General features: G+C 65.0%; 28 protein-coding genes and 2 pseudogenes. 13 read left to right on the top strand and 17 right to left on the bottom strand.

Annotation, left to right across the window (positions count from 1 at the left end):
- Window positions 1–176: 176 nt before the first annotated feature.
- The 6 genes from F462_RS11295 to F462_RS11270 all read right to left on the bottom strand — a co-directional run bounded on the left by F462_RS11295 (window position 177) and on the right by F462_RS11270 (window position 4,249).
- Complete coding sequence (locus F462_RS11295) at window positions 177–818, bottom strand: uracil-DNA glycosylase (protein WP_038054184.1); 642 nt, start codon at window positions 816–818, stop codon at window positions 177–179.
- A complete protein-coding gene (locus tag F462_RS11290; RefSeq protein WP_038054180.1) occupies window positions 808–1,284 on the bottom strand; it encodes a CYTH domain-containing protein in 477 nt (158 codons plus the stop codon). The genes F462_RS11295 and F462_RS11290 overlap by 11 nt, the downstream gene beginning before the upstream one ends.
- Before the next feature lie 49 nt (window positions 1,285–1,333).
- On the bottom strand, window positions 1,334–2,296 hold the full coding sequence (locus F462_RS11285; RefSeq protein WP_038054177.1) for a beta-ketoacyl-ACP synthase III: 963 nt from the start codon (window positions 2,294–2,296) through the stop codon (window positions 1,334–1,336).
- On the bottom strand, window positions 2,293–3,321 hold the full coding sequence (gene plsX / locus F462_RS11280; protein WP_038054174.1) for a phosphate acyltransferase PlsX: 1,029 nt from the start codon (window positions 3,319–3,321) through the stop codon (window positions 2,293–2,295). The genes F462_RS11285 and plsX overlap by 4 nt, the downstream gene beginning before the upstream one ends.
- A 99-nt stretch (window positions 3,322–3,420) precedes the next feature.
- A complete protein-coding gene (gene rpmF / locus F462_RS11275) occupies window positions 3,421–3,618 on the bottom strand; it encodes a 50S ribosomal protein L32 (RefSeq protein ID WP_018139932.1) in 198 nt (65 codons plus the stop codon).
- A 109-nt stretch (window positions 3,619–3,727) separates the two neighbouring features.
- Complete coding sequence (locus F462_RS11270) at window positions 3,728–4,249, bottom strand: YceD family protein (RefSeq protein ID WP_038054172.1); 522 nt, start codon at window positions 4,247–4,249, stop codon at window positions 3,728–3,730.
- 130 nt (window positions 4,250–4,379) lie between these two features.
- On the opposite strand from F462_RS11270, the gene F462_RS11265 reads away from it, so the two are divergent.
- The 3 genes from F462_RS11265 to F462_RS11255 all read left to right on the top strand — a co-directional run bounded on the left by F462_RS11265 (window position 4,380) and on the right by F462_RS11255 (window position 8,290).
- A complete protein-coding gene (locus tag F462_RS11265; protein ID WP_038054170.1) occupies window positions 4,380–5,798 on the top strand; it encodes an acetyl-CoA carboxylase biotin carboxylase subunit in 1,419 nt (472 codons plus the stop codon).
- 61 nt (window positions 5,799–5,859) lie between these two features.
- Window positions 5,860–7,695, top strand: coding sequence for a sodium-extruding oxaloacetate decarboxylase subunit alpha (gene oadA, locus F462_RS11260; protein ID WP_038054167.1), 1,836 nt, complete (start codon window positions 5,860–5,862; stop codon window positions 7,693–7,695).
- Window positions 7,688–8,290 carry a Maf family protein gene (locus F462_RS11255; RefSeq protein WP_038054164.1) on the top strand — a complete coding sequence of 201 codons (603 nt, stop codon included), beginning with the start codon at window positions 7,688–7,690 and terminating at the stop codon, window positions 8,288–8,290. Before oadA ends, F462_RS11255 begins: the two co-directional genes overlap by 8 nt.
- A 52-nt stretch (window positions 8,291–8,342) precedes the next feature.
- Here the strand turns inward: F462_RS11255 and F462_RS11250 are convergent, their stop codons facing one another.
- Window positions 8,343–8,933 carry a class I SAM-dependent methyltransferase gene (locus tag F462_RS11250; protein ID WP_038054161.1) on the bottom strand — a complete coding sequence of 197 codons (591 nt, stop codon included), beginning with the start codon at window positions 8,931–8,933 and terminating at the stop codon, window positions 8,343–8,345.
- Between the two features lie 104 nt (window positions 8,934–9,037).
- Between F462_RS11250 and F462_RS11245 the strand changes: the two genes are divergently transcribed.
- On the top strand, window positions 9,038–9,880 hold the full coding sequence (locus F462_RS11245; RefSeq protein ID WP_018139938.1) for an ion transporter: 843 nt from the start codon (window positions 9,038–9,040) through the stop codon (window positions 9,878–9,880).
- A gap of 207 nt (window positions 9,881–10,087) precedes the next feature.
- Here the strand turns inward: F462_RS11245 and F462_RS11240 are convergent, their stop codons facing one another.
- The gene (locus F462_RS11240) at window positions 10,088–11,773 is read right to left on the bottom strand and encodes a 2-isopropylmalate synthase (RefSeq protein WP_038054158.1); all 1,686 of its coding nucleotides are present in this window, start codon (window positions 11,771–11,773) and stop codon (window positions 10,088–10,090) included.
- 174 nt (window positions 11,774–11,947) lie between these two features.
- Between F462_RS11240 and F462_RS11235 the strand changes: the two genes are divergently transcribed.
- From F462_RS11235 to F462_RS11220, 4 genes are all read left to right on the top strand, one after another.
- Complete coding sequence (locus F462_RS11235; RefSeq protein WP_018866164.1) at window positions 11,948–12,439, top strand: Lrp/AsnC family transcriptional regulator; 492 nt, start codon at window positions 11,948–11,950, stop codon at window positions 12,437–12,439.
- A gap of 240 nt (window positions 12,440–12,679) precedes the next feature.
- The gene (gene lexA / locus F462_RS11230; protein WP_038054156.1) at window positions 12,680–13,297 is read left to right on the top strand and encodes a transcriptional repressor LexA; all 618 of its coding nucleotides are present in this window, start codon (window positions 12,680–12,682) and stop codon (window positions 13,295–13,297) included.
- Window positions 13,298–13,300: 3 nt separating this feature from the next.
- The gene (gene imuA / locus F462_RS11225; RefSeq protein ID WP_038054154.1) at window positions 13,301–13,933 is read left to right on the top strand and encodes a translesion DNA synthesis-associated protein ImuA; all 633 of its coding nucleotides are present in this window, start codon (window positions 13,301–13,303) and stop codon (window positions 13,931–13,933) included.
- Window positions 13,934–14,084: 151 nt separating this feature from the next.
- Complete coding sequence (locus tag F462_RS11220; protein WP_038054152.1) at window positions 14,085–15,518, top strand: Y-family DNA polymerase; 1,434 nt, start codon at window positions 14,085–14,087, stop codon at window positions 15,516–15,518.
- 20 nt (window positions 15,519–15,538) lie between these two features.
- Here F462_RS11220 and rnk read toward each other — a convergent pair whose 3' ends face one another.
- From rnk to F462_RS11200, 4 genes are all read right to left on the bottom strand, one after another.
- Complete coding sequence (gene rnk / locus F462_RS11215; RefSeq protein ID WP_038054149.1) at window positions 15,539–15,949, bottom strand: nucleoside diphosphate kinase regulator; 411 nt, start codon at window positions 15,947–15,949, stop codon at window positions 15,539–15,541.
- A 248-nt stretch (window positions 15,950–16,197) separates the two neighbouring features.
- Window positions 16,198–16,866: a glutaredoxin family protein gene (locus F462_RS11210; protein ID WP_038054147.1), complete on the bottom strand. Its 669-nt coding sequence runs from the start codon at window positions 16,864–16,866 to the stop codon at window positions 16,198–16,200.
- Between the two features lie 14 nt (window positions 16,867–16,880).
- Complete coding sequence (locus F462_RS11205; protein ID WP_038054145.1) at window positions 16,881–17,333, bottom strand: biotin/lipoyl attachment domain-containing protein; 453 nt, start codon at window positions 17,331–17,333, stop codon at window positions 16,881–16,883.
- Between the two features lie 2 nt (window positions 17,334–17,335).
- Window positions 17,336–17,734: a hypothetical protein gene (locus tag F462_RS11200; protein ID WP_018139948.1), complete on the bottom strand. Its 399-nt coding sequence runs from the start codon at window positions 17,732–17,734 to the stop codon at window positions 17,336–17,338.
- 134 nt (window positions 17,735–17,868) lie between these two features.
- On the opposite strand from F462_RS11200, the gene F462_RS11195 reads away from it, so the two are divergent.
- Window positions 17,869–18,411, top strand: coding sequence for a hemerythrin domain-containing protein (locus tag F462_RS11195; protein WP_038054142.1), 543 nt, complete (start codon window positions 17,869–17,871; stop codon window positions 18,409–18,411).
- A gap of 8 nt (window positions 18,412–18,419) precedes the next feature.
- Window positions 18,420–19,124, top strand: a pseudogene (locus F462_RS11190) (hemerythrin domain-containing protein); the annotation flags it as partial.
- Here F462_RS11190 and F462_RS13500 read toward each other — a convergent pair.
- From F462_RS13500 to rluB, 3 genes are read right to left on the bottom strand one after another with little or no spacing between them, the layout of a single operon-like run.
- Complete coding sequence (locus tag F462_RS13500) at window positions 19,098–19,313, bottom strand: LapA family protein (RefSeq protein WP_081911401.1); 216 nt, start codon at window positions 19,311–19,313, stop codon at window positions 19,098–19,100. The pseudogene F462_RS11190 and the gene F462_RS13500 overlap by 27 nt on opposite strands.
- Before the next feature lie 56 nt (window positions 19,314–19,369).
- Entirely contained in the window at window positions 19,370–20,008 is a 639-nt protein-coding gene (locus F462_RS11185; protein WP_038054140.1) for an endonuclease III domain-containing protein, read from the bottom strand.
- A 6-nt stretch (window positions 20,009–20,014) separates the two neighbouring features.
- Complete coding sequence (gene rluB, locus F462_RS11180; RefSeq protein WP_038054139.1) at window positions 20,015–21,004, bottom strand: 23S rRNA pseudouridine(2605) synthase RluB; 990 nt, start codon at window positions 21,002–21,004, stop codon at window positions 20,015–20,017.
- A 59-nt stretch (window positions 21,005–21,063) separates the two neighbouring features.
- Between rluB and moaB the strand changes: the two genes are divergently transcribed.
- Window positions 21,064–21,600, top strand: coding sequence for a molybdenum cofactor biosynthesis protein B (moaB, locus tag F462_RS11175; protein WP_018140827.1), 537 nt, complete (start codon window positions 21,064–21,066; stop codon window positions 21,598–21,600).
- Window positions 21,601–21,900: 300 nt separating this feature from the next.
- Here moaB and F462_RS13680 read toward each other — a convergent pair.
- Window positions 21,901–22,122, bottom strand: a pseudogene (locus F462_RS13680) (N-acetylglutaminylglutamine amidotransferase); the annotation flags it as partial.
- 1 nt (window position 22,123) lies between these two features.
- Here F462_RS13680 and F462_RS13850 point away from each other — a divergent pair.
- Together F462_RS13850 and F462_RS11170 are read left to right on the top strand one after the other, a co-directional pair.
- The gene (locus F462_RS13850; RefSeq protein WP_018140825.1) at window positions 22,124–22,270 is read left to right on the top strand and encodes a hypothetical protein; all 147 of its coding nucleotides are present in this window, start codon (window positions 22,124–22,126) and stop codon (window positions 22,268–22,270) included.
- 200 nt (window positions 22,271–22,470) lie between these two features.
- Window positions 22,471–24,408 carry a methyl-accepting chemotaxis protein gene (locus tag F462_RS11170; RefSeq protein ID WP_038054138.1) on the top strand — a complete coding sequence of 646 codons (1,938 nt, stop codon included), beginning with the start codon at window positions 22,471–22,473 and terminating at the stop codon, window positions 24,406–24,408.
- A 40-nt stretch (window positions 24,409–24,448) separates the two neighbouring features.
- Here the strand turns inward: F462_RS11170 and F462_RS11165 are convergent, their stop codons facing one another.
- Window positions 24,449–24,874 carry a DUF488 domain-containing protein gene (locus F462_RS11165; protein ID WP_038054136.1) on the bottom strand — a complete coding sequence of 142 codons (426 nt, stop codon included), beginning with the start codon at window positions 24,872–24,874 and terminating at the stop codon, window positions 24,449–24,451.
- Window positions 24,875–24,879: the final 5 nt, after the last annotated feature.

Raw genomic sequence — 24,879 nt, 5'->3', positions numbered from 1 at the left:
GGGGTGTCGAATCTGGCCATAACCCAGCCGATTGCCACGGCCCCTGCGGGGCCTCGCAATGACAGGAAAAGCACAGCGTCATCGCGAGCGCCGCAGGCGCCTGGCGATTTCTCTGGCCACCCCCCGACGCGGGGCCGTTACGGCGAAGCGAAATCAGGCCTTTTGGGCCTGGAAGGCTAACCGATTTGGGTGCGGATCCGGGCGAAGAGCTCGTCGAACATCGCGGGGGTTAGACGGCGGGTCTGGGTGTTGTAGCGCGAGCAGTGGTAGGAATCGATCAGACGGGTGTCTGCGTCCAGCTCGTGCTCGGCGCCATGGCCGAAACGCAGGCTGGATAGCGGCAGTCCCTTCGCGCGCAGGATGGCGTCATGGGCGATCTTGCCCAGCGCCAGGATCACTTGTGGCCGCATGGCCATCATCTCGGCCGCGAGGAAGCCATTGCAGGTGCGAATCTCTTCGGTGGTCGGCTTGTTCTGCGGCGGTAGGCACTTCACCGCATTGGTAATCCGGCAGTCGAGGAGCTCCAGCCCGTCGTCGGCGCGGGAACTCTCGGGGCCGGAGGCAAAGCCGTGCGCATGCAGGGTTTGATACAGGAGCACGCCGGCGTAGTCACCGGTAAACGGGCGCCCAGTGGCGTTGGCCCCGTGCATCCCGGGCGCCAGGCCGACAATCAGCAGCCTGGCGTCCAGCGGACCGAAGGATGGGACAGGCGCTGCGTGGTATTCGGGGTGCTTCGTGCGGACGTCTTCCAGAAACGCGGCCAGGCGCGGGCAGGCACGGCAGTCTGAAGCGAAGATCTCGCGGGGCTCAGGAGGCATCGGGCCACTCGCGGTAGGGGTTCCGCGCCAGCTCGGTGTTGTAGTAGCGCGGGTCGTGCGAGACCTCTTCGCCCAGCCAGTCGGGACGCGGGAACTCGGCATCGCTGCTCGGCAGCTCCAGCTCAGCCACGATCAGACCGGCATTCGCACCCTCGAACACGTCGATCTCGTATTCCCAACCCTCCACATCAACCCAATGGCGGGTTTTCTCGACCTGAGGGCCGGCCAGGGTGTCCAGCAGGCGATGCGCATCGGCCACGGGGATGTCGTACTGGTATTCGTCTCGCTCCACACCGAGTGTCGCGCTCTTGATGTTCAGGTTGGCGCCTTCCTCGTCCACCCGCACCCGGATGGAGGCTCGATCATTTCCGCAGAGGTAACCCTGGCGCATGTACTGCGAGCGAACAACCTCGTCGCGCCAGGCAGTACTCGCCAGCAGGAATTTGCGTTCGATTTCGCGGCCCATGCGGTTGCTTCCTTGTTTGACGTGCGGCACCCCGCGATGACGGAGGGCGCTACATCCGGATCAGCGCGGAGCCCCAGGTAAAACCGCCGCCGAAGGCCTCGGTCAGGATCAGATCGCCCTTCTTGATGCGGCCATCGCGAACGGCCGTGTCCAGTGCCAGAGGAATGGACGCCGCGGACGTATTGCCATGCCGGTCTACGGTAACCACGACGTTGTCCATGGACATGTTCAGCTTCTTCGCGGTCGCTTGGATGATGCGGATATTGGCCTGATGCGGCACCAGCCAGTCCAGCTCCGACTTGTCGATCCCGTTGTACTCCAGGGTCTCGTCGACGATCTGGTCCAGGGTGTTGACCGCCACGCGGAACACAGCCCGGCCCTCCATGCGGATGAAGTCCAGGTCGGGGTTATCGCTCGGCTGCGACACCCCTCCCGGCACCTCCAGCAGCCCCTTGTGGTGGCCATCCGCATGCAGGTGCGTCGAGATGATCCCCGGATCGGACGAGCGGGAGAGCACCACCGCTCCGGCACCGTCACCCCAGAGGATGCAGTTACCGCGGTCGGTGTAATCGGTAATGCGCGAAAGCGTCTCCGCCCCAACGACCAGCACGTGACGGATTTCGTCGCTTTGCATGAAGCGATCGGCCGTCGCCAGGGCGTACACGAACCCGCTACAGACCGCCTGAATGTCGAACGCCGGACAGCCCCCGATGCCCAGCTTGGCCTGCAGGATGCACGCGGTACTGGGAAAAATCTGATCCGGAGTCGTGGTCGCCACCAGGATCAGGTCCAGGTCGGCGGCACGGATGCCGGCCGCATCCATCGCGCGCTCCGCGGCCTTCAGTGCGAGATCCGAAGTGACCTCGTTCTCGGCCACGATATGTCGTTCTCGGATACCGGTCCGTTCGCGAATCCAGGCGTCAGTGGTATCGACCATCGCCTCCAGTTCGGCGTTGGTCAGAATCCGTTCTGGCAGGTAGCTCCCCGTGCCACTGATTCGTGCGTGCTTCACTCGGTTGCCCCCTGGCCCAGGAGCTGCCCGAGCTGCTTGTCAATCCGCCGCGAGATGTTCGCTTCCGCCTCGATCCGGGCAATGCGAATCGCGTGTTCGAAGGCGAGCTCGTCGGCACTCCCGTGACTCTTGATCACAACACCCTGCAGGCCCAACAACGAGGCGCCGTTGTAGCGGCGGTGATCGAAGCGATGGCGCAGGCGCCGCAGCACCGGCAATGCGAACAGGCCTGCGAGCCGCGAATACACCGACGCGCGGAACTCGGCCTTCATGTTCGAGGAGATCATCTTGGCGACGCCCTCGCTAACCTTCAGCGCGACATTGCCGACAAAACCATCGCAGACCACAACATTCACATCACCACAGTAGACGTCATTGCCCTCGACAAAACCGATGTAGTTCAGGCTGGAGGCCTCCAGCATGCGCCCAGCCTCGCGCACCCGGTCGTTCCCCTTGATTGCCTCGGCGCCGATATTCAGCAGGCCGACGCGCGGCGCTTCGAGCCCGTCCACGGCATTCGCCAATACCGACCCCATCACCGCGAACTGGTACAGGTGTGCCGCCTCGACATCGACATTCGCACCCAGGTCCAGCATGTGCGTATGGCCTGTCATGGACGGCAGGGCCGTTGCGATGGCGGGGCGATCGATACCGGGGAGCGTTTTCAGTACATAACGGGCGGTAGCCATCAGGCCCCCCGTGTTGCCGGCGGACACACAGGCCTGGGCGGCCCCATTCTTCACCTGGTCGATCGCGACACGCATGGAGGAGTCACGCTTGTTGCGCAACGCCACGGCCGGCAGCTCTTCCATGCCGACCACCTGGCTGGCGTGGACGATATCGACCCGTTCGCGCTCGCTCGCCGACCAGCCGGCAAGCCCCGACTCGATCGTCTCCTGATCGCCCACCAGCAGTAGGCGAAAATCCGTCGCGATTTTCAGTGCGCGGCGGGCAGCAGGCAGGATGACGGGCGCTCCATGGTCGCCGCCCATCACGTCCAGTGCGATGGTGAAACTGGCAGTCATGTTCGGGTCCGATGATCGGCCGTCAAACGGCCGAATTCAAACGCGGAAAGGCCACGGTGCGTGCGCAGCCGTGGCCCCGGGACGGTCATTCCCTGGACCTTAATCTTCGTCTTCGTCGACTTCGACGTCCTGCTGGATCACCTGACGCCCACGATAGAAACCATCCGGAGTCACGTGGTGACGGCGATGGATCTCGCCAGTCGTCGGGTCGGTGGACAGCGTGGCGCCCGTCAGACTGTCATGGGAACGGCGCATGTCGCGCTTGGAACGGGTCTTGCGGCGTTGTTGAACAGCCATGATGCATCTCCAGATTGATCAAATCCCGTCGCGACGGGAGTGAGCCCGATAGCAAAACGGGCGCAAGTATAACGGTTCGGCCCGGGCATTGCCCCGACCCCAGGTCACATTACGAGCCGCGCCGCTCCGGGCCGCTCTGCTTGAGTTGTTCGAGCACCGCGAATGGGTTCTCGCCGCCCTCGCCCTCCTCGAACTCGGGCTCCGCAGCCGGTTTGCAATCCGCATGGCGCGGCACCAGCGGCCAGGCCAGCAGGACCTCTTCCTCGATCCATACCGCCGGCCGCAGCAGGCCATCCGCCTCGAGTTCGACAAAGTCGTCGCCCTCGCTCATGCCGGCCGGCGTGCCTTCCGGCGGCAGCAGCACGGCATCCGCCTCGAGCCGGAACTCCCAGATCACCGGCTGCAGACAGCGCTGGCAGGTCTGCCACAGCTCGCCCGTAATCGTCCCGCTCAAGCGCATCTCGTCCAGCGACCCGCGTTCCAGCCGGAACTGTGCGTGCACCTGCAGCGGGTGTCCCGGCAGAGCATCGGCACGCAGTCGCGGGAGGTCTTCCGGGCCCAGGTCTCCCTCGAATTCGAGGTGCCGGGCACGCGGTTGCCACGGATCAAGTGAAACGGGGATGCGGCTCATTTCTGGCTCGGTTGCGAGGGCGCGGAATATACCCGCGCGCGGGCGATCTGTCAAAGCGAAACAGAAACTTGCAGCGTCAGCAAACGACGTCGATACTCGGGTTGTCATCGACCTGCCCGGGGCCTTCCGTGTGATCCGCAAGCTGCTCATTGCCAACCGGGGCGAAATCGCCGTGCGCCTGATCCGGGCCTGCAGCGAGATGGGGATCACCTCAGTCGCCGTCTACACCGACGCTGACCGCCATGCCCTGCATGTCAAAAAGGCGGACGAGGCCTACGCCATCGGCCCGGATTCCATGGGTGGCTACCTCAATCTCCATCGCCTGATCGGCGTGGCCCGTGCCGCGGGCTGTGACGCCGTGCACCCGGGGTACGGCTTCCTGTCGGAGAACGCCGACTTCGCAGCGGCCTGCGCGGCCCGCGGCCTGACCTGGGTGGGGCCGGATGCCTCCGTCATCCGCCGCATGGGCGACAAGGTCGCCGCGCGACAAGCAATGATCGAGGCCGGTGTCCCCGTAACACCTGGGTCGGAGGGAAACCTCAAAGACGCCGAAGAGGCCCTCGCGGTGGCAGCGGAAATTGGCTACCCGGTCATGCTGAAGGCCACCAACGGTGGGGGTGGACGCGGTATCCGCCTGTGCGAGGACGCCGCGGCCCTGGAACATAACTTCGAGCGCGTGCGCTCCGAGGCCACCCGCGCCTTCGGAAGCACTGAGATCTTCCTGGAGAAGGCCGTCGTCAATCCACGGCACATCGAGGTGCAGATCCTCGGCGACACACACGGCCATGCGATCCACCTGTTCGAACGCGACTGTTCCGTGCAACGACGACACCAGAAACTGGTAGAGATCGCGCCCTCACCGCAACTGAGCGAGACCCAACGAGAGCACCTTGGCGAACTGGCCGTGCGCGCCGCACTGGCGGTCGGCTACCAGAACGCGGGCACCGTCGAGTTCCTGATGGACTCCGATGATTCCTTTTATTTCATGGAGATGAACACACGACTTCAAGTGGAGCATCCGGTTTCTGAGATGATCACTGGGGTGGACATCGTGCAAGAGCAACTGCGAATCGCGGCTGGCGAGCCGCTGCGCTACGAGCAGTCCCAGATCACCCGTCGCGGCTATGCACTGGAGTTTCGCATCAACGCGGAAGACCCAAGCAATGACTTCCTCCCAAGCTTTGGTCGGATTACCCGCTACTTCGCACCGGGTGGCCCAGGCGTGCGCACCGACGGTGCGATCTACACTGGATACACGATCCCGCCCCATTACGACTCGATGTGCGCCAAGCTGATCTGCTGGGCCCTGGAATGGGACGACCTGCTGGCCCGATCCAATCGCGCGCTGCACGATATCGGCGTATTCGGGGTCAAGACCACCATCCCGTTCCACCTGGCGATCGTTGCCCACCCGGCGTTCCGCAGCGGCCACTTTGATACCGGGTTCGTGGCTGCCCACCCGGAGCTGACTCACGTCCCCGGCAAACGCTCGGACCGCCAGCTGGCCGTGGCCATCGCCGCGGCCATTGCCGCCCATCACGGGCTCTAGGGAAACGCTGATCAATGTACACACTCGCCCGACCGGACACCGGACTGACCCGCGAATGACTATGGACCGAGTTCACATCACGGATGTCACCCTGCGCGACGGCCACCAGAGCCTGATCGCCACGCGGATGCGCACCGACGACATGCTGCCGATCTGCGAGCAGATGGACGCAATCGGCTTTCACTCCCTGGAGGTCTGGGGCGGTGCCACGTTCGACGCCTGCCTGCGGTTCCTGAAAGAGGACCCGTGGGAGCGCCTGCACCAGCTGAAGACCGCGCTGCCCAACACGCCGCTGCAGATGCTTCTGCGCGGGCAAAATCTGCTCGGCTACCGTCACTATGCGGATGACGTCGTTCGGGCCTTCGTCGAGCGCTCGGTTGCCGGAGGCATCGATATCATCCGCATCTTCGATGCGATGAACGACGCCCGGAACCTGCGCTCCGCCATCGAAGCGACGCGCGAAGCCGGTGGACACGCTCAGGGCACACTTTGCTATACGACCGGCCCCGTGCATTCAGCCGCCGAGTTTGTGGCCCTGGGGCGCGAACTGGTGGGCATGGGCGCACAGAGCATCGCAATCAAGGACATGGCCGGACTGCTCACGCCCGCGGCAACTTGTGAGTTAGTCACCGAACTGGTAGACGCGCTGGATGTGCCGATCCACCTGCATGCCCACGCAACCTCGGGGCTGTCCGAGCTATGCCACTGGCAGGCAATCGAGGCCGGCTGTCGGCACATCGAGACCGCGATCTCGGCCTTTGCCGGCGGTACCAGCCACCCGCCTACCGAAAGCCTGGTCGCCGCGCTGGCGGGCACCGAACACGACACCGGCCTGGACCTGGTCGCGCTGCAGAAGATCGGGATGTACTTCCACGAAGTCCGCAAGAAATACCGACGCTTCGAGAGCGAGTACACCGGGGTCGACACCCGAGTGCAGGTGAACCAGGTCCCGGGGGGCATGATCTCCAATCTGGCAAACCAGCTGCGCGATCAGAACGCGCTGGATCGCTTCGACGCCGTACTGGAGGAGATCCCCAAGGTGCGCGAAGACCTGGGCTACCCCCCGCTGGTCACACCCACCTCCCAGATTGTCGGCACCCAGGCGGTGATGAACGTACTCGCCGGGGAGCGCTACAAGACCATCACCAACGAGGTGAAGCAGTACCTCACCGGGCACTACGGCCGCGCGCCGGGACCGACCAACGCCGTGGTCCGGCAGAAGGCCATCGGCAATGCCGAAGTCATCGACAGCCGCCCGGCTGACTTTCTCAAGCCGGAGATGGACCTACTGACTCGCGAGATCGGTGACCTTGCGCAGGGACCGGAGGATGTCCTGACCTTCGCCTTGTTCCCCGAAGTCGGCCGCCAGTTTCTGGAGCAACGCCGCGATGGAACGCTCGATCCAGAGCCCCTCAATCTTCCGGAAAACACCCAGGCCGGCTGTCCAGCGCCAGTGGAGTTCAACGTCACCTTCCACGGCGAGACCTACCACATCCAGGTCAATGGCTCCGGCCACCACCGCGAAGACACCCGCCCAATGTACGTGACCGTCGACGGAATACCGGAAGAGGTCCAGATCGAGACCCTCGACACGATCGAGACCACGGGTAGCAGTGGCGCGGACCGCGGTCCCGGGAACGGCGGCGGCAAGAAGTCCCGCCGCGCCACCCGCCCCGGCGATGTCACCACCTCCATGCCCGGAACCATCATTGATGTCCTGGTGGCGGAAGGCGATACCGTGGAGGCCGGTCAACCGGTACTGGTCCTGGAGGCGATGAAGATGGAATCCGAGATCGCCGCCCCCGTATCCGGCACGATCACCGCAGTCAACATCGCCAAGGGGGCCGCCGCCAACCCGGACGATGCCCTGATCGAGATCGACAGCGCCGATGGCTAAGTCCCCGCGGCGCCTGGTACTAGCCTCGACCTCGTCCTACCGAGCGGAACTGCTGGGGCGACTGCGGCTACCGTTCGAGACCGCGCGGCCCGGGGCCAACGAGACCCCACAACCACACGAACGGCCCGAGACGATGGTGGTCCGCCTCGCCGAGGCCAAGGCCCGGGCCGTGGCCGATGTCTACCCCGACCACCTCGTGATTGGTTCCGACCAGAACGCGAGTTATGCCGGCCACATCCTCGGAAAGCCCGGCGACGTGGGCCGTGCCGAGGCGCAGCTCGCGGCACTGTCCGGAGAGACCGTGACCTTCCATACCGGCCTTTGCCTGCTGGATACCGCGACGGGCCAGGCCCGAACGGGTCAGATCCCTTTCACCGTGACCTTCCGCGAACTGAGCCCCGAGGAGATCCGACGCTACATCCAGCTGGACCAGCCGCTGGACTGCGCCGGAAGTTTCAAGTCCGAGGGCCTGGGCATCAGCCTGTTCGCCCGCATGGAGGGCGACGACCCGACCGCACTGGTCGGCCTGCCATTGATCACCCTGAGTCAGTGGCTGCGCGAAGCCGGGGTAGCCGTGCCGCCGGCGCAAGCCTGATACAGGCGCTGCGCCCAAGGGAAACGCTGATCCAGCACGGCTATCCCCGACCCTAAGACGGCTTGCGCGCCAGGATCTGCACCACCGCCCCGCGCCCAGTGTGAAGCCGCCCCTCAATGACGTCGCGCTCACGCTCCACGGCTTCCTCGAATTCCAGGCCGTCCAGCTCGGCAACCAAGTCATCCCGCGTCATCATCAACTCCGCAGTGGGCGGCCCGCCTGTGCCCCACTCCAGCTGCGCCGGGGTGTAGGCCTCCAGGATGAAAACACCACCCGGTCGCAGGCCGGCCACGACGTCCCCATGCAACCGTTTCCGGGGCGTCGGAGGCAGGTGACAGAAGATCGAGACAATCAAATCCCACGTAGCCGGTTCAATGCTGTAAGCGGCAAGGTCTGCCACAACCGTCTCGATGCGAACACCGCGATCCTCCGCCAGATGCCGAGCCTTCTCCAACCCGACCGCGGAACTGTCCACCGCCAGGACCTCGAACCCCTGTTGCGCCAGGAACACGGCATTGCGGCCTTCGCCCTCGGCCAGGCAAAGCGCCCGGCCACGCGGCACATTGGCCACGACCGCACGCAGGAAATCATTCGGTTCAGTGCCATAGACATACTCGTCCGCGGCATAGCGCTCATCCCACATCGCCTCTTTTCTCCGGCTCCACAACCCGCGTTCCGACAATTGCCGCAACCTCGGCTTTACCCTACTCTTGCGCGTCCCCGAGTACTGCGACGACCCCTGACATCATGAGCGAGACCCCCACGCTGCGCACCCGTCTGGAAGGCTTTATCGAGGCCCAACTGACCCAGCGCTTCATCATCGGCTTGATCCTGCTGAATGCGGTGACATTGGGCCTTGAGACCTCGGACACGGTGATGGGCTGGATGGGGCCCGTGGTCCTGGCCGCGGACGTCATCATCCTGTCGATCTTCACCGCCGAGGTGCTGACCAAGCTGTTCGTCTACCGTCTAAGTTTTTGGCGCAACCCGTGGAATGTGTTCGATTTCCTCGTGGTAGGGATCGCACTGATTCCGGCCTCCGGCCCATTTTCCGTACTGCGCGTGCTGCGTCTGCTACGCCTGGTCTCGCTGGTGCCCAAACTTCGTTTCATCGTCGAGGCACTACTGCGCGCGATCCCGGGGATTCTCTCCATCATGGGTCTGCTGGTACTGATCTTCTACGTATTTGCGATCATCGCCACCGGGCTTTTCAGTGAGTCCTTCCCGAACAAGTTCGGCACCCTCGGCGCCACCATGTACAGCCTGTTCCAGGTGATGACCCTCGAGGGCTGGTCCGAAGACATTGCGCGCCCGGTAATGGAGACCTACCCCTGGGCCTGGGCATTCTTCGTGCCCTTCATCCTGATCGCCACATTCACCGTGCTGAACCTGTTCATCGCGATCATCGTGGACGCGATGCAGCGCATGCATGACCGCTCCATGGAAATCGAACAACAGATGATCCACGAGAGCGTGCACGAGGAAAACAAGGTGCTGCATAGCGAGATCCACGAACTGCAGCAGGAAACCCTGAAACTGCAGGAACGCCTGACCCGCATGCAGACCATGCTGGAGAAGCGGGTGAAGTAAAAAGCCTGGGACGCAGGCCCGGCTGCGACGCTCCAGCGCGAGCGGAGACTTCGCCGCCAAGGCGGCTCCTACAAAGCCGCATCTAACCCCGGTAGGGCCTGCTTGCAGACGAAGGCCCTGCCAAAGCCAGCCCCACCTCAACGACCGGTGATTGCGTGGCCCTCAATGCCCCGCCTGCGCGCCCTCGGACGCACAGAAGGCCGCGGGTCAGGCGTTGACGGCGGCCGGTTCGGCGGCGCGTTCGCCCAGGCGGCGGCCGGTGGCATTCAGTACCGCCTGCAGCGTCGCGGCGGTGGTGTCCTCACCCAGAGCGACCCCGACCGAACGCTCACCATCGACCGTCAGTTCCACGGCGGCCATGGCGCGTGCCTCGGTGCCGGACTCCATCGCATGCTCGTCGAAGTGGCTGACCTTCACCTCCACTCCGCGCTCGGCCTGCATCGCGGCGGTCAGGGCCTCGACCGCCCCGTGACCCTCGCCCTGCAGGCGCGACTCGCGCCCGGGCGGGCCCATGGTCGCGTCCAGCCGCACCACCGGGCCTTCCTTCTCGATCTCGTAGCGCACCAGATCCCAGCCGGCGACCGGCGTCAGGTAGTGCTGCTCGAACAGCTCGTGGATGCGCTTCGAGGAGACCTCGATCTGCGAGGTCTCGGCATCCTTCTGCACGATGCGGGCGAACTCGATCGCCAGCCAGCGCGGCACCTCGATACCGTAATCGCGCTCCAGCACATGTGCCACGCCGCCCTTGCCGGACTGGCTGTTGATGCGCACGACCTCCTCGTAGCGCCGGCCCAGATCGCCTGGGTCGATCGGCAGGTAGGGCACGTTCCAGTGGCCGCCCTTCTCCTTGTAGTACGCCAGGCCCTTGCGGATCGCATCCTGATGGCTGCCGGAGAACGCGGTGTACACCAGCTCGCCCGCCCACGGATGGCGCGGATGGACGGGCATGTCGGTGCACTCCTTGTACACGTCGATCAGCCGTTCCATGTCGGAGAGATCGATGGTCGGGTCGATGCCCTGCGAGTACAGGTTCATGCCGACGGTGACCAGGTCCATGTTGCCGGTGCGCTCGCCGTTACCGAACAGCGTGCCTTCCAGGCGATCGGCCCCGGCCAGCAGGCCCAGCTCGGCCGCGGCCACGCCGGTACCGCGGTCGTTGTGCGTATGCAGCGACACACAGAAGTGCTCGCGATACTGCACATAGTCGCAGAACCACTCGACCTGGTCGGCGAACACGTTCGGCGTGGTCGACTCGACCGTAGCCGGCAGGTTAATCACCACCTTCTGCCCCTGATCCGGGCGCCAGATCGCGTTCACCGCGTCCACGACCTCGACCGCGTAGTCCAGCTCGGTGGTGGAGAAGCTCTCCGGCGAGTACTGGAAGATCCAGTCCGTCTGCGGATACCTCGCCGCGTAGTCGCGCACCCAGCGCGCGCCGTTCTCGGCTATGCCGCGGATGCCGGCACGGTCCATGCGGAAGACCTGCTCGCGCTGCGCCGGGTTGGTGGAGTTGTACACGTGCACCACCGCGCGCGGCGCGCCCTCCAGCGCCGCGAAGGTCTTCTGGATCAGGTCCTCGCGCGCCTGGGTCAGCACTTGGATATACACGCCCTCGGGGATGCGGTCTTCGTCGATCAGGCGGCGGGTGAAGTCGTAGTCGATCTGCGAGGCGGAGGGAAAGCCGATCTCGATCTCAGTCAAGCCGATATCCACCAGCACCTCGAAGAAGCGCATCTTCTGCTCCACGCTCATCGGGTGCACCAGCGCCTGGTTGCCGTCGCGCAGGTCCACCGCGCAGAAACGCGGCGCAACCGTGGTGCGCTGCGTCGGCCAGCGGCGATCCGCCTTGTCGATCGGCGGGAACGGGGCATATTTGGTGTGATCGAAGGCCATGGTGCGCGTCTCCTGTAAGGGCGCGGGCCGAACACCAGCCACCGCGCTCCGGATTTCTATCTGTGCATTATTCTAACGCATCCATCCGGGCATAACCTTGCTTTTTTCCCTATCAAGGCCTTAATAAGGATCTATAATTGCGCATTAAAGCTCAATATGCGCAATAATACACCTATGAAACCGCAACCGCACTCACTGGACCGCTATGACCGCCGCATCCTCGAGATCCTGCAGGAGGACGCGAGCCTGTCGAACCAGGCCCTGGCCGAACGCGTCGGACTCAGCCCCTCCCCGTGCCTGCGCCGCGTCCGCGCGCTGGAGCAGGCCGGTATCCTGCTGCGCCGCGTGGCGCTGCTGGACCGGCGCCGTCTGGGCCTGGAGCTGACCGCCCTGATCCACATCGGCATGGACCGCCACACGCCGGAGCGCTTCGCGCATTTCGAGGAGACCGTGGCTGGCTACCCCGAGGTGCAGCACTGCTACCTGATCACCGGCCAGTCCGCCGACTACATGCTGCAGGTCGTCGTGCCGGACATGGATGCCTACCAGGACTTCCTGCTGCGGCGCATCACCCGCCTGGAGGGCGTGGACAGCGTGCACTCCAGCTTTGTCCTGCGCCGCGTCGTCGACCGCACCGCCCTCCCCCTCGACTACACCCCCACCTGACCGCCCAAAATCAAGGGCGGTCTACAGGAAGATAGGAAGGCTGGAAGATTGGTGGATATGACGGCAGTGCCGTAACACACGGCGGGGGGACAACGTGGACGTCTGCGATCACGCCTCACCCTAAAAACCTTCCGATCTTCCCATCTTCCTGTGAATCGCCCTTGACCTTGACCTTTTTCGCTTGTCCTCGTGCGGGGCGTAGATGTACTGTATGTATATACAGTTACCGGAGGGCGCCTTGTGTCGCTTACTGAACGCCAGCAGGCCATCCTCGACTACATCATCGAGACCGTTGCCACCCAGGGCACGGCGCCGACCCGCAGCGAGATCGCCCGGGCCTTCGGCTTTCGCTCGCCCTATGCGGCCGAGTGTCACCTGAAGGCCCTGGAGAAAAAGGGCGCCATCGAACTGCTGGGCGGTACCTCCCGCGGTATCCGCCTGCCCCGCGCCGCCCGGGGCGCACCGACCGAACTGCCCCTGGTCGGGCGCGTCGCCGCCGGCCTGCCGATCCTTGCCACCGAACACATAGAACGCCACTACCGGGTCGACGACGCCCTGTTCCGCGCCTGCCCGGACTACCTCCTGCGCGTGCATGGCGAGAGCATGCGCGATGCCGGCATCCTCGACGGCGACCTGCTGGCCGTGCGCCAGACCCCGGAGGCCCGGCCCGGTCAGGTCGTGGTCGCCCGCATCGAGGACGAGGTCACCGTAAAGCGCTTCGCGCAGGACGGCTCGCGGGTCCGCCTGCTGCCGGAAAACCCCGACTTCGCCCCCATCGAGATCGACCTGGAGCGCCAGGAACTGGCCATCGAGGGGGTCGGCGTGGGCGTTCTGCGCGATCTCGACCCCCAGACCTGAGTCATGGGCGCGCTGGATACCCTGCTCGACCATCCGGCCCTCTGGCGCGGACGCAGCGCCACCCCGGCCCCGGATGCCCCGGTCTGGCCCAGCGGCCACGCGGAGCTCGACCGGGCCCTGGGCGGGGGCTGGCCACGCGGCCAGCTGGTCGAAATGCTGGGCGCCCCGTTCGGCTGCGGCGAGACCCGGCTGCTGGTCCCCATGCTGGCCGCCTGCGGCCAGGACGACTACTGGATTGCGGTGATCGCACCATCGGCCACCCCCTGGCTGCCGGGCTGGCAGACCCTGGGCATCCCGCCGGAGCGGGTACTGCTGATCCGCACCGAGCACGATCGCGACACCCTGTGGGCCGGCGAACAGTGCCTGCGCGACCCGGCCTTCGGCGTACTGCTCGCCTGGCTGCGCAGCCCCGTGGAGACGGCCCTGCTGCGCCGGCTGCGCCTGGCCGCCAGCGAGAGTCGGGCCTGCGCCATCCTGTACCGACCGCCGACGGCCGCGGCCCAGCCCTCGCCGGCCCATCAGCGCCTGCGCTGGCAGCCCACGGCCTCCGGCCTGGAACTACACTGCCTGAAGGGGCTGGGCCCCTGGGCCCGCTCCGGCGACCCACTGCAGGTTCCCGCTCCCGCGGAGACCTGAGATGGGCCACCCTGCCCGCCCCCCACGTGCGGATACGCGCCTGAAACCGACCCGGCAGCAGCTGAGCCTGCTCCCGGCTACCGCGCCCATACCCCGTCCGCCACAGGCGCATAGTGCTCCCGCGGGTGCCCGGATGCGGCAGGAACACTGGATGGCGATCGACCTGCCACACCTGGCGCTGGAGGCACTGGCCCGCGCGGAACCGGGCCATGAGCGACTGCAGCGTCCTCTGTTGGTAGTGGAATCCGCCCCCACTCCGCGGGTGCATGCCGCCAACCGTGCGGCCCTACAGGCAGGTGCTCGCCCCGGCATGGCACTAGGGGATGCACTGGCGGTACTGGATACCCCGGAACTGGTCGAGCATGCCCCGGAGACCCTGCAAGCCCAGCTGGAGATGCTGGCGGGTGTATTGCTGCAGTTCTCCGACCACGTGCACCCGGAACCGGAGGCCCAGCGCATCCTGGTGGAGATCGGACGCAGCCGCCGCCTGTTCGGTGGCCTGGAGGTCCTGCGGGAGCAGATTCAGTCTACCCTGGGTGAACTGGGCTTCCACCCTCGTATCGGCCTGGCACTCAGCCCCGCCGCCGCGCGCCTGCTGGCCCGCACGCGCAACCCCGTAATCGCGGAAGATCCCGAGGCCCTGCGTCGCGTCCTGTCGCCGGTCCTGCTAGACGCGCTGCCACTCGCGGCCACCACCCGCGAGGGCCTGCGGGCCGTAGGCCTGCGCCAGCTCGGCGATCTGCTGCGCCTCTCGCGCCCCGAGTTGGCCCGGCGCCATGGACCGGAACTGCTGGGCCTGCTGGATCGCCTGCTGGCGAGGCGTACGGAGACCCTGCCGCGGTTTGCTCCGCCCCCGGTGCTGGACCTGTCTCTGCGCCTGGACCACGAGATCCACGCCACAACGGCCCTGGCCTTTCCGCTCAAGCGCCTGCTGCGCCAGGCCGAGGCCCAGCTGCGCGGTCTGAACCGCAGTCTGCAGGGGATAACACTGGAGCTCGCGCATCGCGAGGCGCGCACGCGGTTTTCGCTGGAGCGGGGGCAGCCGGGCATACGCACCGACGAATGGCTGTCCCTGTGGCAGACTCGCCTGGAGCGCGAGACCCTGCCGGAGGCGGTCATCGGCCTGCGCCTGTGGGCCACTCGCCTGCTGGACCCGCCGGCCCGGAGCAATAGCCTGCTCGCCGAGGATCCGGCCAGTGCGCCATCGGCGGATCAGGTGCCCACAGTGCTGGCCCGCCTGCGCGCCCGACTGGGCGAACAGGCCGTCGCGCGTCTGGTCAGTCGCCACACACCAAGGCCGGAGGACGGTCAGAGGCCATGGCACGATCTCGCTACCTTGCCGGATCCTGATACCCCAACACCGGCGCAGCAGGTCTGCGGAACCGCGCTCTGGCTGCAGCGCCCCGAACCCATCACTCCCCCCACCCAGCCCCGGTGGCTGGGACGGCTGGAAGACGGCTGGTGGGATCACGGCCAGGATGCGCGCCGTGACTATGCCTGCGCCCAAGATCGCCAGGGTCGCCGGCTGTGGCTGTACTGCTGCCTGCGCAGTGGCCAGTGGTATCGCCAGGGCTACTGGGGCTGAAACGTCGCCCCGACCACGGGTCAGCGGTGATATTCGCCCGCACGCTCCGGCTGGTACTCGACCTCTTCGATCTGCACGTGCATCTGGCCACCACCCGGGCGTGGCCACCCGATCTCGTCACCCTCTGACAGGCCCAGCAGGGCGCTGCCCACCGGTGCCAAGATCGACAACGTACCGCCGCTCTCGTCCACGTCGCGCGGATATACCAGGGTCATCGAAAATTCATCGCCGGATTCGATCACCCGGAACCGGACCCTGGAATTCATCGTGACCACCGAACCCGGGATCGCATGCGAATCCACCACATCCGCGCGGTCCAGCTCGGCCTCCAGGTCCGTCTTGCCCGGAAAGGCATCCGCCGGCAACGATTCCAGCAGCTTGTCCAGGCGTTCCATGTCCGTGGTAGAGACAACGATCTTCGGCTTGTTCACTTTTCACGCTCCAAAATGCAGGACGCGCCTCCGGGGAGACGCGCCAGGCAAAATACGATTCGGGGTATTTCCGGAAACAGGAAATATAGTCCGGAGACTAGCCAAGACCTCGCCAAAAAGCCATAGCGCCCATCACAGCAGCGACACGCACCTGCGCGCTGGTTAGCGGGACCCGAACTCCCGCCACGCCGCGTAGCAGCCGCGCAATACATGGGCAGCATGGTCCCGGATTCTACTGTGACCAACAATCACAGCGACGGCCGCACCAGTAGCGGGACCATCCGAACCGCAAACAACGTGAGCCCTAACAAGGCCGCTACCGCGCCCACCGCCGTCAGCGTCGCGACGCCCAGGATCCACCCCAGCCCCATGCCCACTACGGCGAGATGCACCAGGACTTGCGGCGCCCAGGCCCACACCCAGCCGCCCGCGATCGGGTGGCCGGTAAAGCGCGGCAGCATATGCTCCCCAAGCCCCATGATCAGCAGCAGCAGAAAGCCCAGGGTAAATCCGTGCAGCGCCGCCGGCCGGGCCGCGCCCTCTAGGAAAAAGCCCCCCAGCGGCAGCGCCACCCCCGCGATCAGCAGCCAGACCATCGCCCCCAGCACCGAGGCCCGACTGGAGGGTGACAGGCCCAGCCCTACATGCCGGGCCGCCTTCTGCGTACGCTCCGGGGCGGCGCCCACCAGTCCGGTGGCGGCCGTGCGATCCAGCAGACCGATGTGCTTGAGCTCGCCATCGACCACCACCGCGGGAATCGACCGGATGCGCAGCCGGGTCGCCAGTTCGCGGCCCTCCGGCTGACCCATATCGACCACGGCGAAGTCGATCTGTTTGTCCTCCGACACCTGCCGCCAGACGCGTTCGGCGTCGTGACAGGAGGCGCACCATTCGGACACCAGCAGTTCCACCTTCATGAGTCCGTCTCCCCTCAGTCCGCGCAGCGCATGCAGTGGATGTCGTAGCGGTCGATCCATTGCTTGAGGCCGGCGATCGCCTCGGGACCGGTGTGCAGCCGCTCCAGCGCCTTTTCCGGGTCGTCCGGGCGCATCACCACGACCCAGGCATCGGTGTAGGGTGCGACGTTTACAAGACCGGGATCGGCCTCCACCGCCGGGTTGATGCGCTCGATGATGCCGTCGAACGGGGTCGGGATGCCGCCTGCCCACTTGCCGGACTCCAGACGCGCCACCGGCTTGCCCGCCGCCCGGTGCGAACCCGGCTTGCGAAAACGGAAGTACTGCACCCGCCCGGCCATGGTCTGGGCGGGATCGGTAATCCCGAGGGTAAAGGTCCCGTCGTCCTCCGGACGCACCCAGACATAATCCAGGTCGTAGAACAGGTCACCCGGCAATTCGCAGCCGCTGTATTCCTCGCGTGCCATGCTCAGGCCCCCTTCGGTCCGTAGTGCCGCACGGTCAGCGCGATGTTCACGGCAAACAGGATCATCGCCCCCCAGGCCATCGCACCACCGACCGCGACGGTCGGGTTATGGAACAGCAACCAGCCTGCGACCATCACCCAGAGTCCGACGTTCGCCAAAAGGAACTGCGCGTGCCCCAGACGTTCGGAGAACAACGAGCGCCCTGAAAAACGAGGCAGCACGTGCAGGCCCACGCCGTAGATCATCATGATCACGAATCCCAGCAGCATCAGGTGCCCATGGATGCGCGGCACGTTGCCCGGGATCAGCCCCGGCTGTGCCAGCCAGACAATGCCGAGCAGCCCGCCCAGCAGGGCGTAGATCAGGGCTGCGAGAATGAACATCCGGTTGCGAGGATGCATGGAACGCTCCTTGTCGGGTTTTGCACAGCGTACGTGAAGTTATATTTTGTATATATTGATCGAAATCAAGACGGCCATCAGCCGTTTCCGTAAAAGTCTTGCCTCAAGGTAACTTTCGAGACGCAAAACCCGCAATGGACTTACAACTTCACAAACCCATCCCTGGATTCCAGCAACCTATCGAGCTGCTGCGGGCCTGCCATCGCAGGATCTTCAACTCCCTGGATATCCTGGAGCGCCTGCCGGCACATCTGCAGGACAACGGTGTCGATGAGGAGGCTCGCACTGCGGCGGACCGAATCCTCAAGTATTTCCACGAGGCGGCACCCAACCATCATGCGGATGAAGACGAAGACCTCTTCCCCCTCCTACGGCGCCATTGCGACCACTCCGAAAGCCACCCACAGCTTTGCGAATGGCTGGATCGCCTCACGGCCGAACACACCGAGATCGAGGCCGGCTGGGATCGCCTGGAGCCCGACCTGGAACGCATCGCAAGCGGTGAGCGGGCGGAGCTCACCGGCGCCGCTGCGTGGATCGAGCAATACCGGGTTCACCTCGATCTGGAGGAACGCGCCGTGCTCCCGTTTGCCGAGTATCTGCTGGGGCCGGAGGACCGCCGCGCCATCGGCGCCTCGATGGCTGCTCGCCGTGGCATCCAGCCAACCGCCGATTGAACCCTGACATGGCGGATTTTGTTCTCGATCTTCGCGGGCTGGCCGAACACGCCCATACCCGCGCCTACTACACCCTGCGAGAACTGCGCACCGCACAGGTCTTCGAGGTCTGGCTGGATCAAGAACCGAAGCTGCTGATGGATGCGATCAGCCAGCAACTGCGCCATGCAATCCACTGGCAAACCCTTGCCGAAGGTCCACCGCTTTGGAAGCTCTCGGTGCAGCGCCGCGACGACGTCGCCCCTGTGGATCTAGTGGATCTTCTGGAACGCGATCACCTGCGCATCGACCGCCTGTTCGCCAGCGCCCTGCACAAGGTCAATGCCGGCGACCTCGAGGGGGCCGCACCGGATTTCCACGCCTATGTGGATGGACTGCACCGTCACATCCAGGTGGAGAATGAAATGATCGTGCCGCTCCTCGACCTGCCCCGCAGCCCCAATGGACAGGACCCGACCTCCATCATGCTGCGCGAACACGACGAGATCCTGGAACAGACCACGATGCTGGAGCACGAATTCAGCGAAGGCGTGGACGAAGCCTGGGCGGTGGCCCCGTTCTTCGCTCTGATCTCCGGGGCACTGGCGAAACACGAGGGCCGCGAGGAACAGAACCTGTTCCCACTCTGGAGTCGCGCCCTGCGCGAGCGCCCTGATGAAGCCGCTGAATTACTTGCCAGCGCACAATTAGCGACTGGCGCCACGAATCCAGCGCTTAATCAAGGCCACCAGTGCGCCGCCGGATACCAGGCCCAACAAATAGATCCCGACAATCAACAGCGAGAGCGGCATGGTCACGTGCAGGGCCAGGAAGTTGAGCGTGACCAGACGCAAATTCTGGATCGCGAAAATCGCGACCACAGCGACGAAAAGAAGGATTAGGAACGTGTAGACGTACCGCATTCAGACCTCGCTGGCCAATCGACAAACGTAGAGGTTCCGGTTACGCGAACAGCGCGTCAACCGGGATAGTAACAGCGGCCCTGCAGCGGACAGCCCTCGCAACGCGGCCGCGGTCGGCAACGCTCCTTGCCATGCTCCACGATCAGCGCGTGAAGGTCGTTCAGTGCTGCGACATCGGGGCCCACCTCGGCCTCCACATGGGCGCGCAAGCGATCATAGTGGTCAAGCGCCTGCGGGATTTCCAGGCGCTCGAACAGGCGCCGGGTGTAGGCATCCACCACGAATACGGGCCGGTTGAAGGCATACAGCACGATATCGTCGGCGGTCTCCGGCCCCACGCCCTTCACCGCCAGCAACGCAGCGCGCAGCGCATCGGTCTCAAGCGATGCCAGACCCTCCACACCACCGGCCTCGTCCAGAAATGCCAGCAGGTGGCGCAAACGATCCGCCTTGACGTTGAAATAGCCGCTGGGGCGGATGTACCCGGCCAGTTCCTCCTGGCCCAAGGCCATCAGCCCGTCCGGTGACAGCGCGTCGATGGCGCGCAGATTGGCCAGCGCCTTCTCGACGTTCGTCCAACTGGTGTTCTGTGTCAGTACCGCACCGACCATCACCTCGAACGCGGTATCCGCCGGCCACCACTGCAGGTCGCCATACTCCGCGCGCAAGGTCTCCAGCAGCTCACGAATCCGCATACGGCGCTACCGCTGGCGACGGCCGCCCGGCTTCCCGCCCCCCGTCGGCTTGCTGCCCGAGCGGCCACTTGCGGGCTTTGTGCCCCGCCGTCCGCTGTCCGGCTTGCCGGATTTCTTCGGGGCCGACGAACTCCAGCCATCCTCGCGGGCCGCGCGGCTATTGCGTGACTTGCGCACAGGCGCTTTCTTGCCGGGCTGCCCAGACCGACTGTCCGGGCGCTTATCACGGCGTGGCCCGCCTCGACCGCGCGGTCGCACCGCTTCCGGAATCGGCAACTCCACCGCCTCGTACAGCCCCGCCACCTCACGCGGCTCCAGATTGCGCACAGCGCCGGTCTTCAGGCCCCGCCCAAGGACCACCGGCCCGTAGCGCACCCGGATCAAGCGGCTGACGGTCACCCCGACCGCATCCCACAGGCGTCGTACCAGCCGGTTGCGCCCCTCGCTGACGATCACGTGATACCAGTGATTCGCGCCCTCTCCGCCCTGCTCCTGCAGGCTATCGAACCGCGCCGCACCGTCTTCCAGTTCCACACCCTCGCGCAGCATGGTCAGCGTGGCCTCGGGCACCTCGCCCAATACTCGCACCGCATACTCGCGCTCCATGGCCATGCTCGGGTGCATCAGCCGGTTCGCGAGCTCACCATCGGTGGTGAACAGCAGCAGGCCGGAGGTATTCAGGTCCAGGCGGCCCACACCCACCCAGCGCTGCCCCTTGAGCCGGGGCAGGCTCGCGAACACCGGCCGCCGCCCCTCTGGGTCGGAACGACTGCAGATCTCGCCCACCGGCTTGTGATACACAATCCAGCGATGGGGGTAATCCGGCTGCCGCACTACACGCCCGCGCACGCGGATCACGTCGCCTTCGCCGACCTGGTCGCCCAGCTTCACCGTGCGGTTGTTCACCTGCACTTCGCCGCGCTCGATCCAGCCCTCGATCTCGCGCCGCGAACCAAGCCCCCGCGCCGCAAGGACCTTCTGTACCCGCTCCGACATTCCCGGAACTCCAGCAACTCATTAAGATGGGCGCCACGATACACCAACAGGACGTTGCCATGACCGCTTCCGCGCCGGATACCTCCCCTGTCACCACCCCGCTGAACATCGCCGTCCTGACCGTCTCCGACAGCCGCGAACTGGCGGAGGACCGCTCCGGCGATGCCCTCGTGGAACGCCTCGAGGGTGCCGGCCACCGCCTGGCCGATCGCGGGATCGTGAAGGACGACATCTACGCCATACGCGCGGAGCTCTCGCGCTGGATCGCCGATCCCGAGATCGACGCGGTGATCACCACCGGCGGCACCGGCATCACCGGTCGTGACGGCACCCCGGAGGCCGCCTCGGTGCTGCTGGACAAGACCATCGAGGGCTTCGGCGAGCTGTTCCGCATGCTGTCCTATGAAGAGATCGGCACCTCCAGCCTGCAGTCCCGCGCCCTGTCGGGGGTGGCCAACGGCACCTACCTGTTCGTGCTGCCCGGCTCCACCGGCGCCTGCCGCACCGCCTGGGACCGCATCATCCAGGCCCAACTGGACGACCGCACCATGCCCTGCAACCTGACGATGCTGATGCCGCGCCTGAAAGAGTCCTGAGGGAAATTCGGATTTCACCACGAAGCACACGAAGGTACGAAGAAGGTCAAGGTCAAGAGTGGATTAACCACATAGGACACGGAGTACACGGAGGCGGGTCGAGGCATTTCGGGTGAAGGGCGCGAGCGTCATGGGCGGGAATAGCCCATCTAAAGGGGTTCACCCCCAATGCAGCTCGATGTGTTTGGCACGTACTTCAGCTGCAAGCCAATCAACGACTTTGTCCTGTGCTCCGTGGTGCAACCCGCCCTGGACCTTCTTCGTGCCTTCGTGTGCTTGGTGGTGCTATACGCCCATTGATCACGCATCCAAGTGGGTCTGCAGGCAGTATTCGCGCAAGGCCGCGTGCCACAGCTTGAAGCCCTGAATGCGGGTGAAGTTCTGGCCGGGTGTGTCCAGCAGCCTGTCAATGTAGGCCGGCTGTACAGCCCGCGCTCGCGCAAGCTGGGGATGCCCCGCATGAACTCGTGGAAGTCGCTGCGCACGTGATTTGAGCGCCGACACCGGGAAGTAGCCCTTCGGCGTGGAATTGGCGCACCCCAGCGGGCTGTTTCCTCGCCTCGAGGAAGGCCTCGAGATCCTCATGCCGGCCTACCTCTACGTCGCGATCATCCTGTTGTGGCGCGAGACCCTCCACGGACCCTTCGCAACCTTGTTTCGCAACGAATAAAGCCCGAAGCAGGATGAAGCGCCTCGATTGTCGGGACGCCCGCCCGCACCGGCACGCTGTCAACGGTTGCCACAAGAAAAATTCCTAAAATGCGCTAAAAAAGCCTATAAGCGTGCCGTTACCCCCTGTAGCGGTTGCATCGCAGAGGCGAATCTGCTTGTCGACCGACGAATACAACAGCGATATGGAAGGCCAACGCGATGAGATCCCTGAATCCCCTGTCCAGAGCCGGCTTCGGCACCCGCCTGACGCTGATGATCCTTTCTCTTATCGTAGGCGCGATCCTCATCGTTGCCACCCTCATCTTCTTGCAATACCGGGCCTCCTACACCGACGCGACCATCGACCGGCTTCATGCAATGGGCGAATCCAACGCGCAGTCCTTTACCGAGTGGCTCGTGGGGCGACAGGACGAAATGCGCTATCTGGCAGGTCTCGATGCTGCCCGGGAAATGGAACTCGATGAACTCGAGCACCTGCTCGAGCAGATCGCCTCGCTGCGCGGCGAATACGACACGATCTTTGTCGTGAACGCCGACGGCATGGGCGAGGTAGGAGTGTCCTTCGACGGCCAAGCGCACGTCCTCAGCCGCGAGGAGGCGAACGATTTCAATGTGCCCGACCGGGCATGGTTCCAAAGCGCGATCAGTGGGGAGGACACCTTCTCACGGCCGGTAGTCTCCCGCGCGACGGGCAATCGGGTCAGCACCGTCGCAATCCCGATTGAGGGGGCGGACGGCGAACCCATCGCGGTGATGCGGGGCGCCGTGCAGCTCGACGCAATCTTCGATCGTGTCAACGCAATCGATCTTGGCGAGGGTTCCGAAATCTACCTGGTGGACCACGACCGCCGCCCCGTCACACCCGTTGGTTCAGCCCCCGATACTGACCGGGCGATCGACACTCGTGCCGCACAGGCCATCGCTGCCGGTGACAGCGGCGTTGGCCGATACGAGAACGCGATCGGCACCGCAGTGATCGGCAGCTACACCGACATCCCCCTGCTCGGCTGGGGCCTGCTGATGGAGCTCGACGAAGGGATCGCACTGGCCGAACTGCAACGCGCACTTTGGTTGGTGGTCGGCCTCACTATCGTCATCCTGATCGTTGCCTCGCTGATCAGCCTCGGCGTGATCCGCAACGTCCTGCGCACGCTGGGGGGCGACCCCGCCTACGCCTCGAACATCGTCCGCCAGGTATCGGAAGGCGACATGACCGTCCCGATTCAGCTGCGCAAGGGGGATAACTCCTCGCTGCTTGCGGCCATCGCCACCATGCAGTCCCGCCTGCGCGAATTGATCGGCAACGTCCGCGGACATGCGGAGGAAGTGGCCTCGGCCGCCACCGAGCTTTCGCACATCAACGAAGAAACCGACAAGGGTGTAAACCGTCAGAACGCCCAGCTCAGCGACGCGGCCGCGGCGATCAACGAGATGACTGCAACCGTCGAGGAGGTCGCCCGGAACAGTCAGAGCACGGCAGATGTCGTGCGAGAGACCACGGAACAGGCCCAGAGTGGCCGCAACGTGGTAAGCGCGTCGGTCACCTCGATCAACAAGCTGTCGAACGAGATCCAGAGCACCGCGGAAGTCATCACCGCACTCAAGGGCGACAGCGACAACATCGGCGAGATCCTGCAGGTCATCAACAACGTTGCTGACCAGACCAATCTGCTGGCGCTGAACGCTGCAATCGAGGCGGCGCGCGCCGGGGAGGATGGTCGCGGTTTCGCTGTGGTCGCCGAGGAGGTTCGCAACCTTGCCGTCCGCACCCAGGAATCGATCACCGAGATTCAGCAGATGATCGAGGCGGTTCAGAAGCGCGCGGATCAGGCTGTAACGGCGATGGCCGCCAGCCAGACCCAAGCCCAGGATGGTGTGGATCAGGTCAACCAGGCGGGCACATCGCTCGAACAGATTGTTGCCGCGGTCGAGAAGATCGAGGACATGACGCGTCAAATCGCGAGCGCGGCCGAAGAACAGTCGGCGACCTCCAACGAGATCAACCGCAACATCCACTCGATCAGCGAGGTCTCCGAGCACAACGCAACCAACGTCGTGCAGATGGGTCAGGCCAGCGAGACCCTGGCCGGGCTGTCGGAGCAGCTGCGCGAAATCGTCAACCGCTTCAAGGTCTGACGCCGGTCAGGAAGCGCGGGGAGACACGGAGCCGAGCGATCTACTCCGTGTCATTTCCGCTTCCGGGTTCAAAGCACACCGGCGAAGCGCGCTCCCCCGCTGGTTCTGCCTCGGCCCATTCGGCGTCGAGAAGATCACGCAACACCACCGTGTGGCTGTAGTCCACGTCTCGGGTGGCCGTCAGCAGGGTCAGGGGACCATGGAGGGTATACGCCAATAAACGAGCCCACGCCTCGGGGGCCCCCTCCAGTTCTTTTTGGTAACGGCGGCAGAAATCGCGCCAGCGACCCGGGTCATGCGCGAACCAGCGGCGCAGCTCCGAGGACGGCGCGATCTCTTTCTCCCAGGCGTCCAGTGCGAGCGCGGATCTCTTGATCCCCCGCGGCCACAGGCGGTCGACCAGCACGCGGTACCCGTCGTCGGGATTCACCGGATCGTACACACGCCGGATCCGCACTCGTTCCATGCAGC

Source organism: Thioalkalivibrio sp. ALJ1 (assembly GCF_000745395.1).
GTDB lineage: Bacteria > Pseudomonadota > Gammaproteobacteria > Ectothiorhodospirales > Ectothiorhodospiraceae > Thioalkalivibrio.
Note: the sequence above shows the minus strand (reverse complement) of the source record. Positions and strands in the feature narration are given on the sequence as shown.

Coding starts and splice junctions, on each gene's coding strand:
- rluB (WP_038054139.1), bottom strand. CDS start 21,004: ATGTCGGAGCGGGTACAGAAGGTCCTTGCGGCGCGGGGGCTTGGTTCG.
- F462_RS11195 (WP_038054142.1), top strand. CDS start 17,869: ATGGACTTACAACTTCACAAACCCATCCCTGGATTCCAGCAACCTATC.
- F462_RS11290 (WP_038054180.1), bottom strand. CDS start 1,284: ATGGGCCGCGAAATCGAACGCAAATTCCTGCTGGCGAGTACTGCCTGG.
- F462_RS11210 (WP_038054147.1), bottom strand. CDS start 16,866: ATGAAGGTGGAACTGCTGGTGTCCGAATGGTGCGCCTCCTGTCACGAC.
- F462_RS11295 (WP_038054184.1), bottom strand. CDS start 818: ATGCCTCCTGAGCCCCGCGAGATCTTCGCTTCAGACTGCCGTGCCTGC.
- F462_RS11270 (WP_038054172.1), bottom strand. CDS start 4,249: ATGAGCCGCATCCCCGTTTCACTTGATCCGTGGCAACCGCGTGCCCGG.
- F462_RS11240 (WP_038054158.1), bottom strand. CDS start 11,773: ATGGCCTTCGATCACACCAAATATGCCCCGTTCCCGCCGATCGACAAG.
- F462_RS11245 (WP_018139938.1), top strand. CDS start 9,038: ATGAGCGAGACCCCCACGCTGCGCACCCGTCTGGAAGGCTTTATCGAG.
- plsX (WP_038054174.1), bottom strand. CDS start 3,321: ATGACTGCCAGTTTCACCATCGCACTGGACGTGATGGGCGGCGACCAT.
- imuA (WP_038054154.1), top strand. CDS start 13,301: ATGGGCGCGCTGGATACCCTGCTCGACCATCCGGCCCTCTGGCGCGGA.
- rpmF (WP_018139932.1), bottom strand. CDS start 3,618: ATGGCTGTTCAACAACGCCGCAAGACCCGTTCCAAGCGCGACATGCGC.
- F462_RS11220 (WP_038054152.1), top strand. CDS start 14,085: ATGGCGATCGACCTGCCACACCTGGCGCTGGAGGCACTGGCCCGCGCG.
- moaB (WP_018140827.1), top strand. CDS start 21,064: ATGACCGCTTCCGCGCCGGATACCTCCCCTGTCACCACCCCGCTGAAC.
- F462_RS13500 (WP_081911401.1), bottom strand. CDS start 19,313: ATGCGGTACGTCTACACGTTCCTAATCCTTCTTTTCGTCGCTGTGGTC.
- F462_RS11255 (WP_038054164.1), top strand. CDS start 7,688: ATGGCTAAGTCCCCGCGGCGCCTGGTACTAGCCTCGACCTCGTCCTAC.
- F462_RS11235 (WP_018866164.1), top strand. CDS start 11,948: ATGAAACCGCAACCGCACTCACTGGACCGCTATGACCGCCGCATCCTC.
- F462_RS11185 (WP_038054140.1), bottom strand. CDS start 20,008: ATGCGGATTCGTGAGCTGCTGGAGACCTTGCGCGCGGAGTATGGCGAC.
- F462_RS11170 (WP_038054138.1), top strand. CDS start 22,471: ATGAGATCCCTGAATCCCCTGTCCAGAGCCGGCTTCGGCACCCGCCTG.
- F462_RS11205 (WP_038054145.1), bottom strand. CDS start 17,333: ATGGCACGCGAGGAATACAGCGGCTGCGAATTGCCGGGTGACCTGTTC.
- F462_RS11165 (WP_038054136.1), bottom strand. CDS start 24,874: ATGGAACGAGTGCGGATCCGGCGTGTGTACGATCCGGTGAATCCCGAC.
- F462_RS11200 (WP_018139948.1), bottom strand. CDS start 17,734: ATGCATCCTCGCAACCGGATGTTCATTCTCGCAGCCCTGATCTACGCC.
- oadA (WP_038054167.1), top strand. CDS start 5,860: ATGGACCGAGTTCACATCACGGATGTCACCCTGCGCGACGGCCACCAG.
- F462_RS11250 (WP_038054161.1), bottom strand. CDS start 8,933: ATGTGGGATGAGCGCTATGCCGCGGACGAGTATGTCTATGGCACTGAA.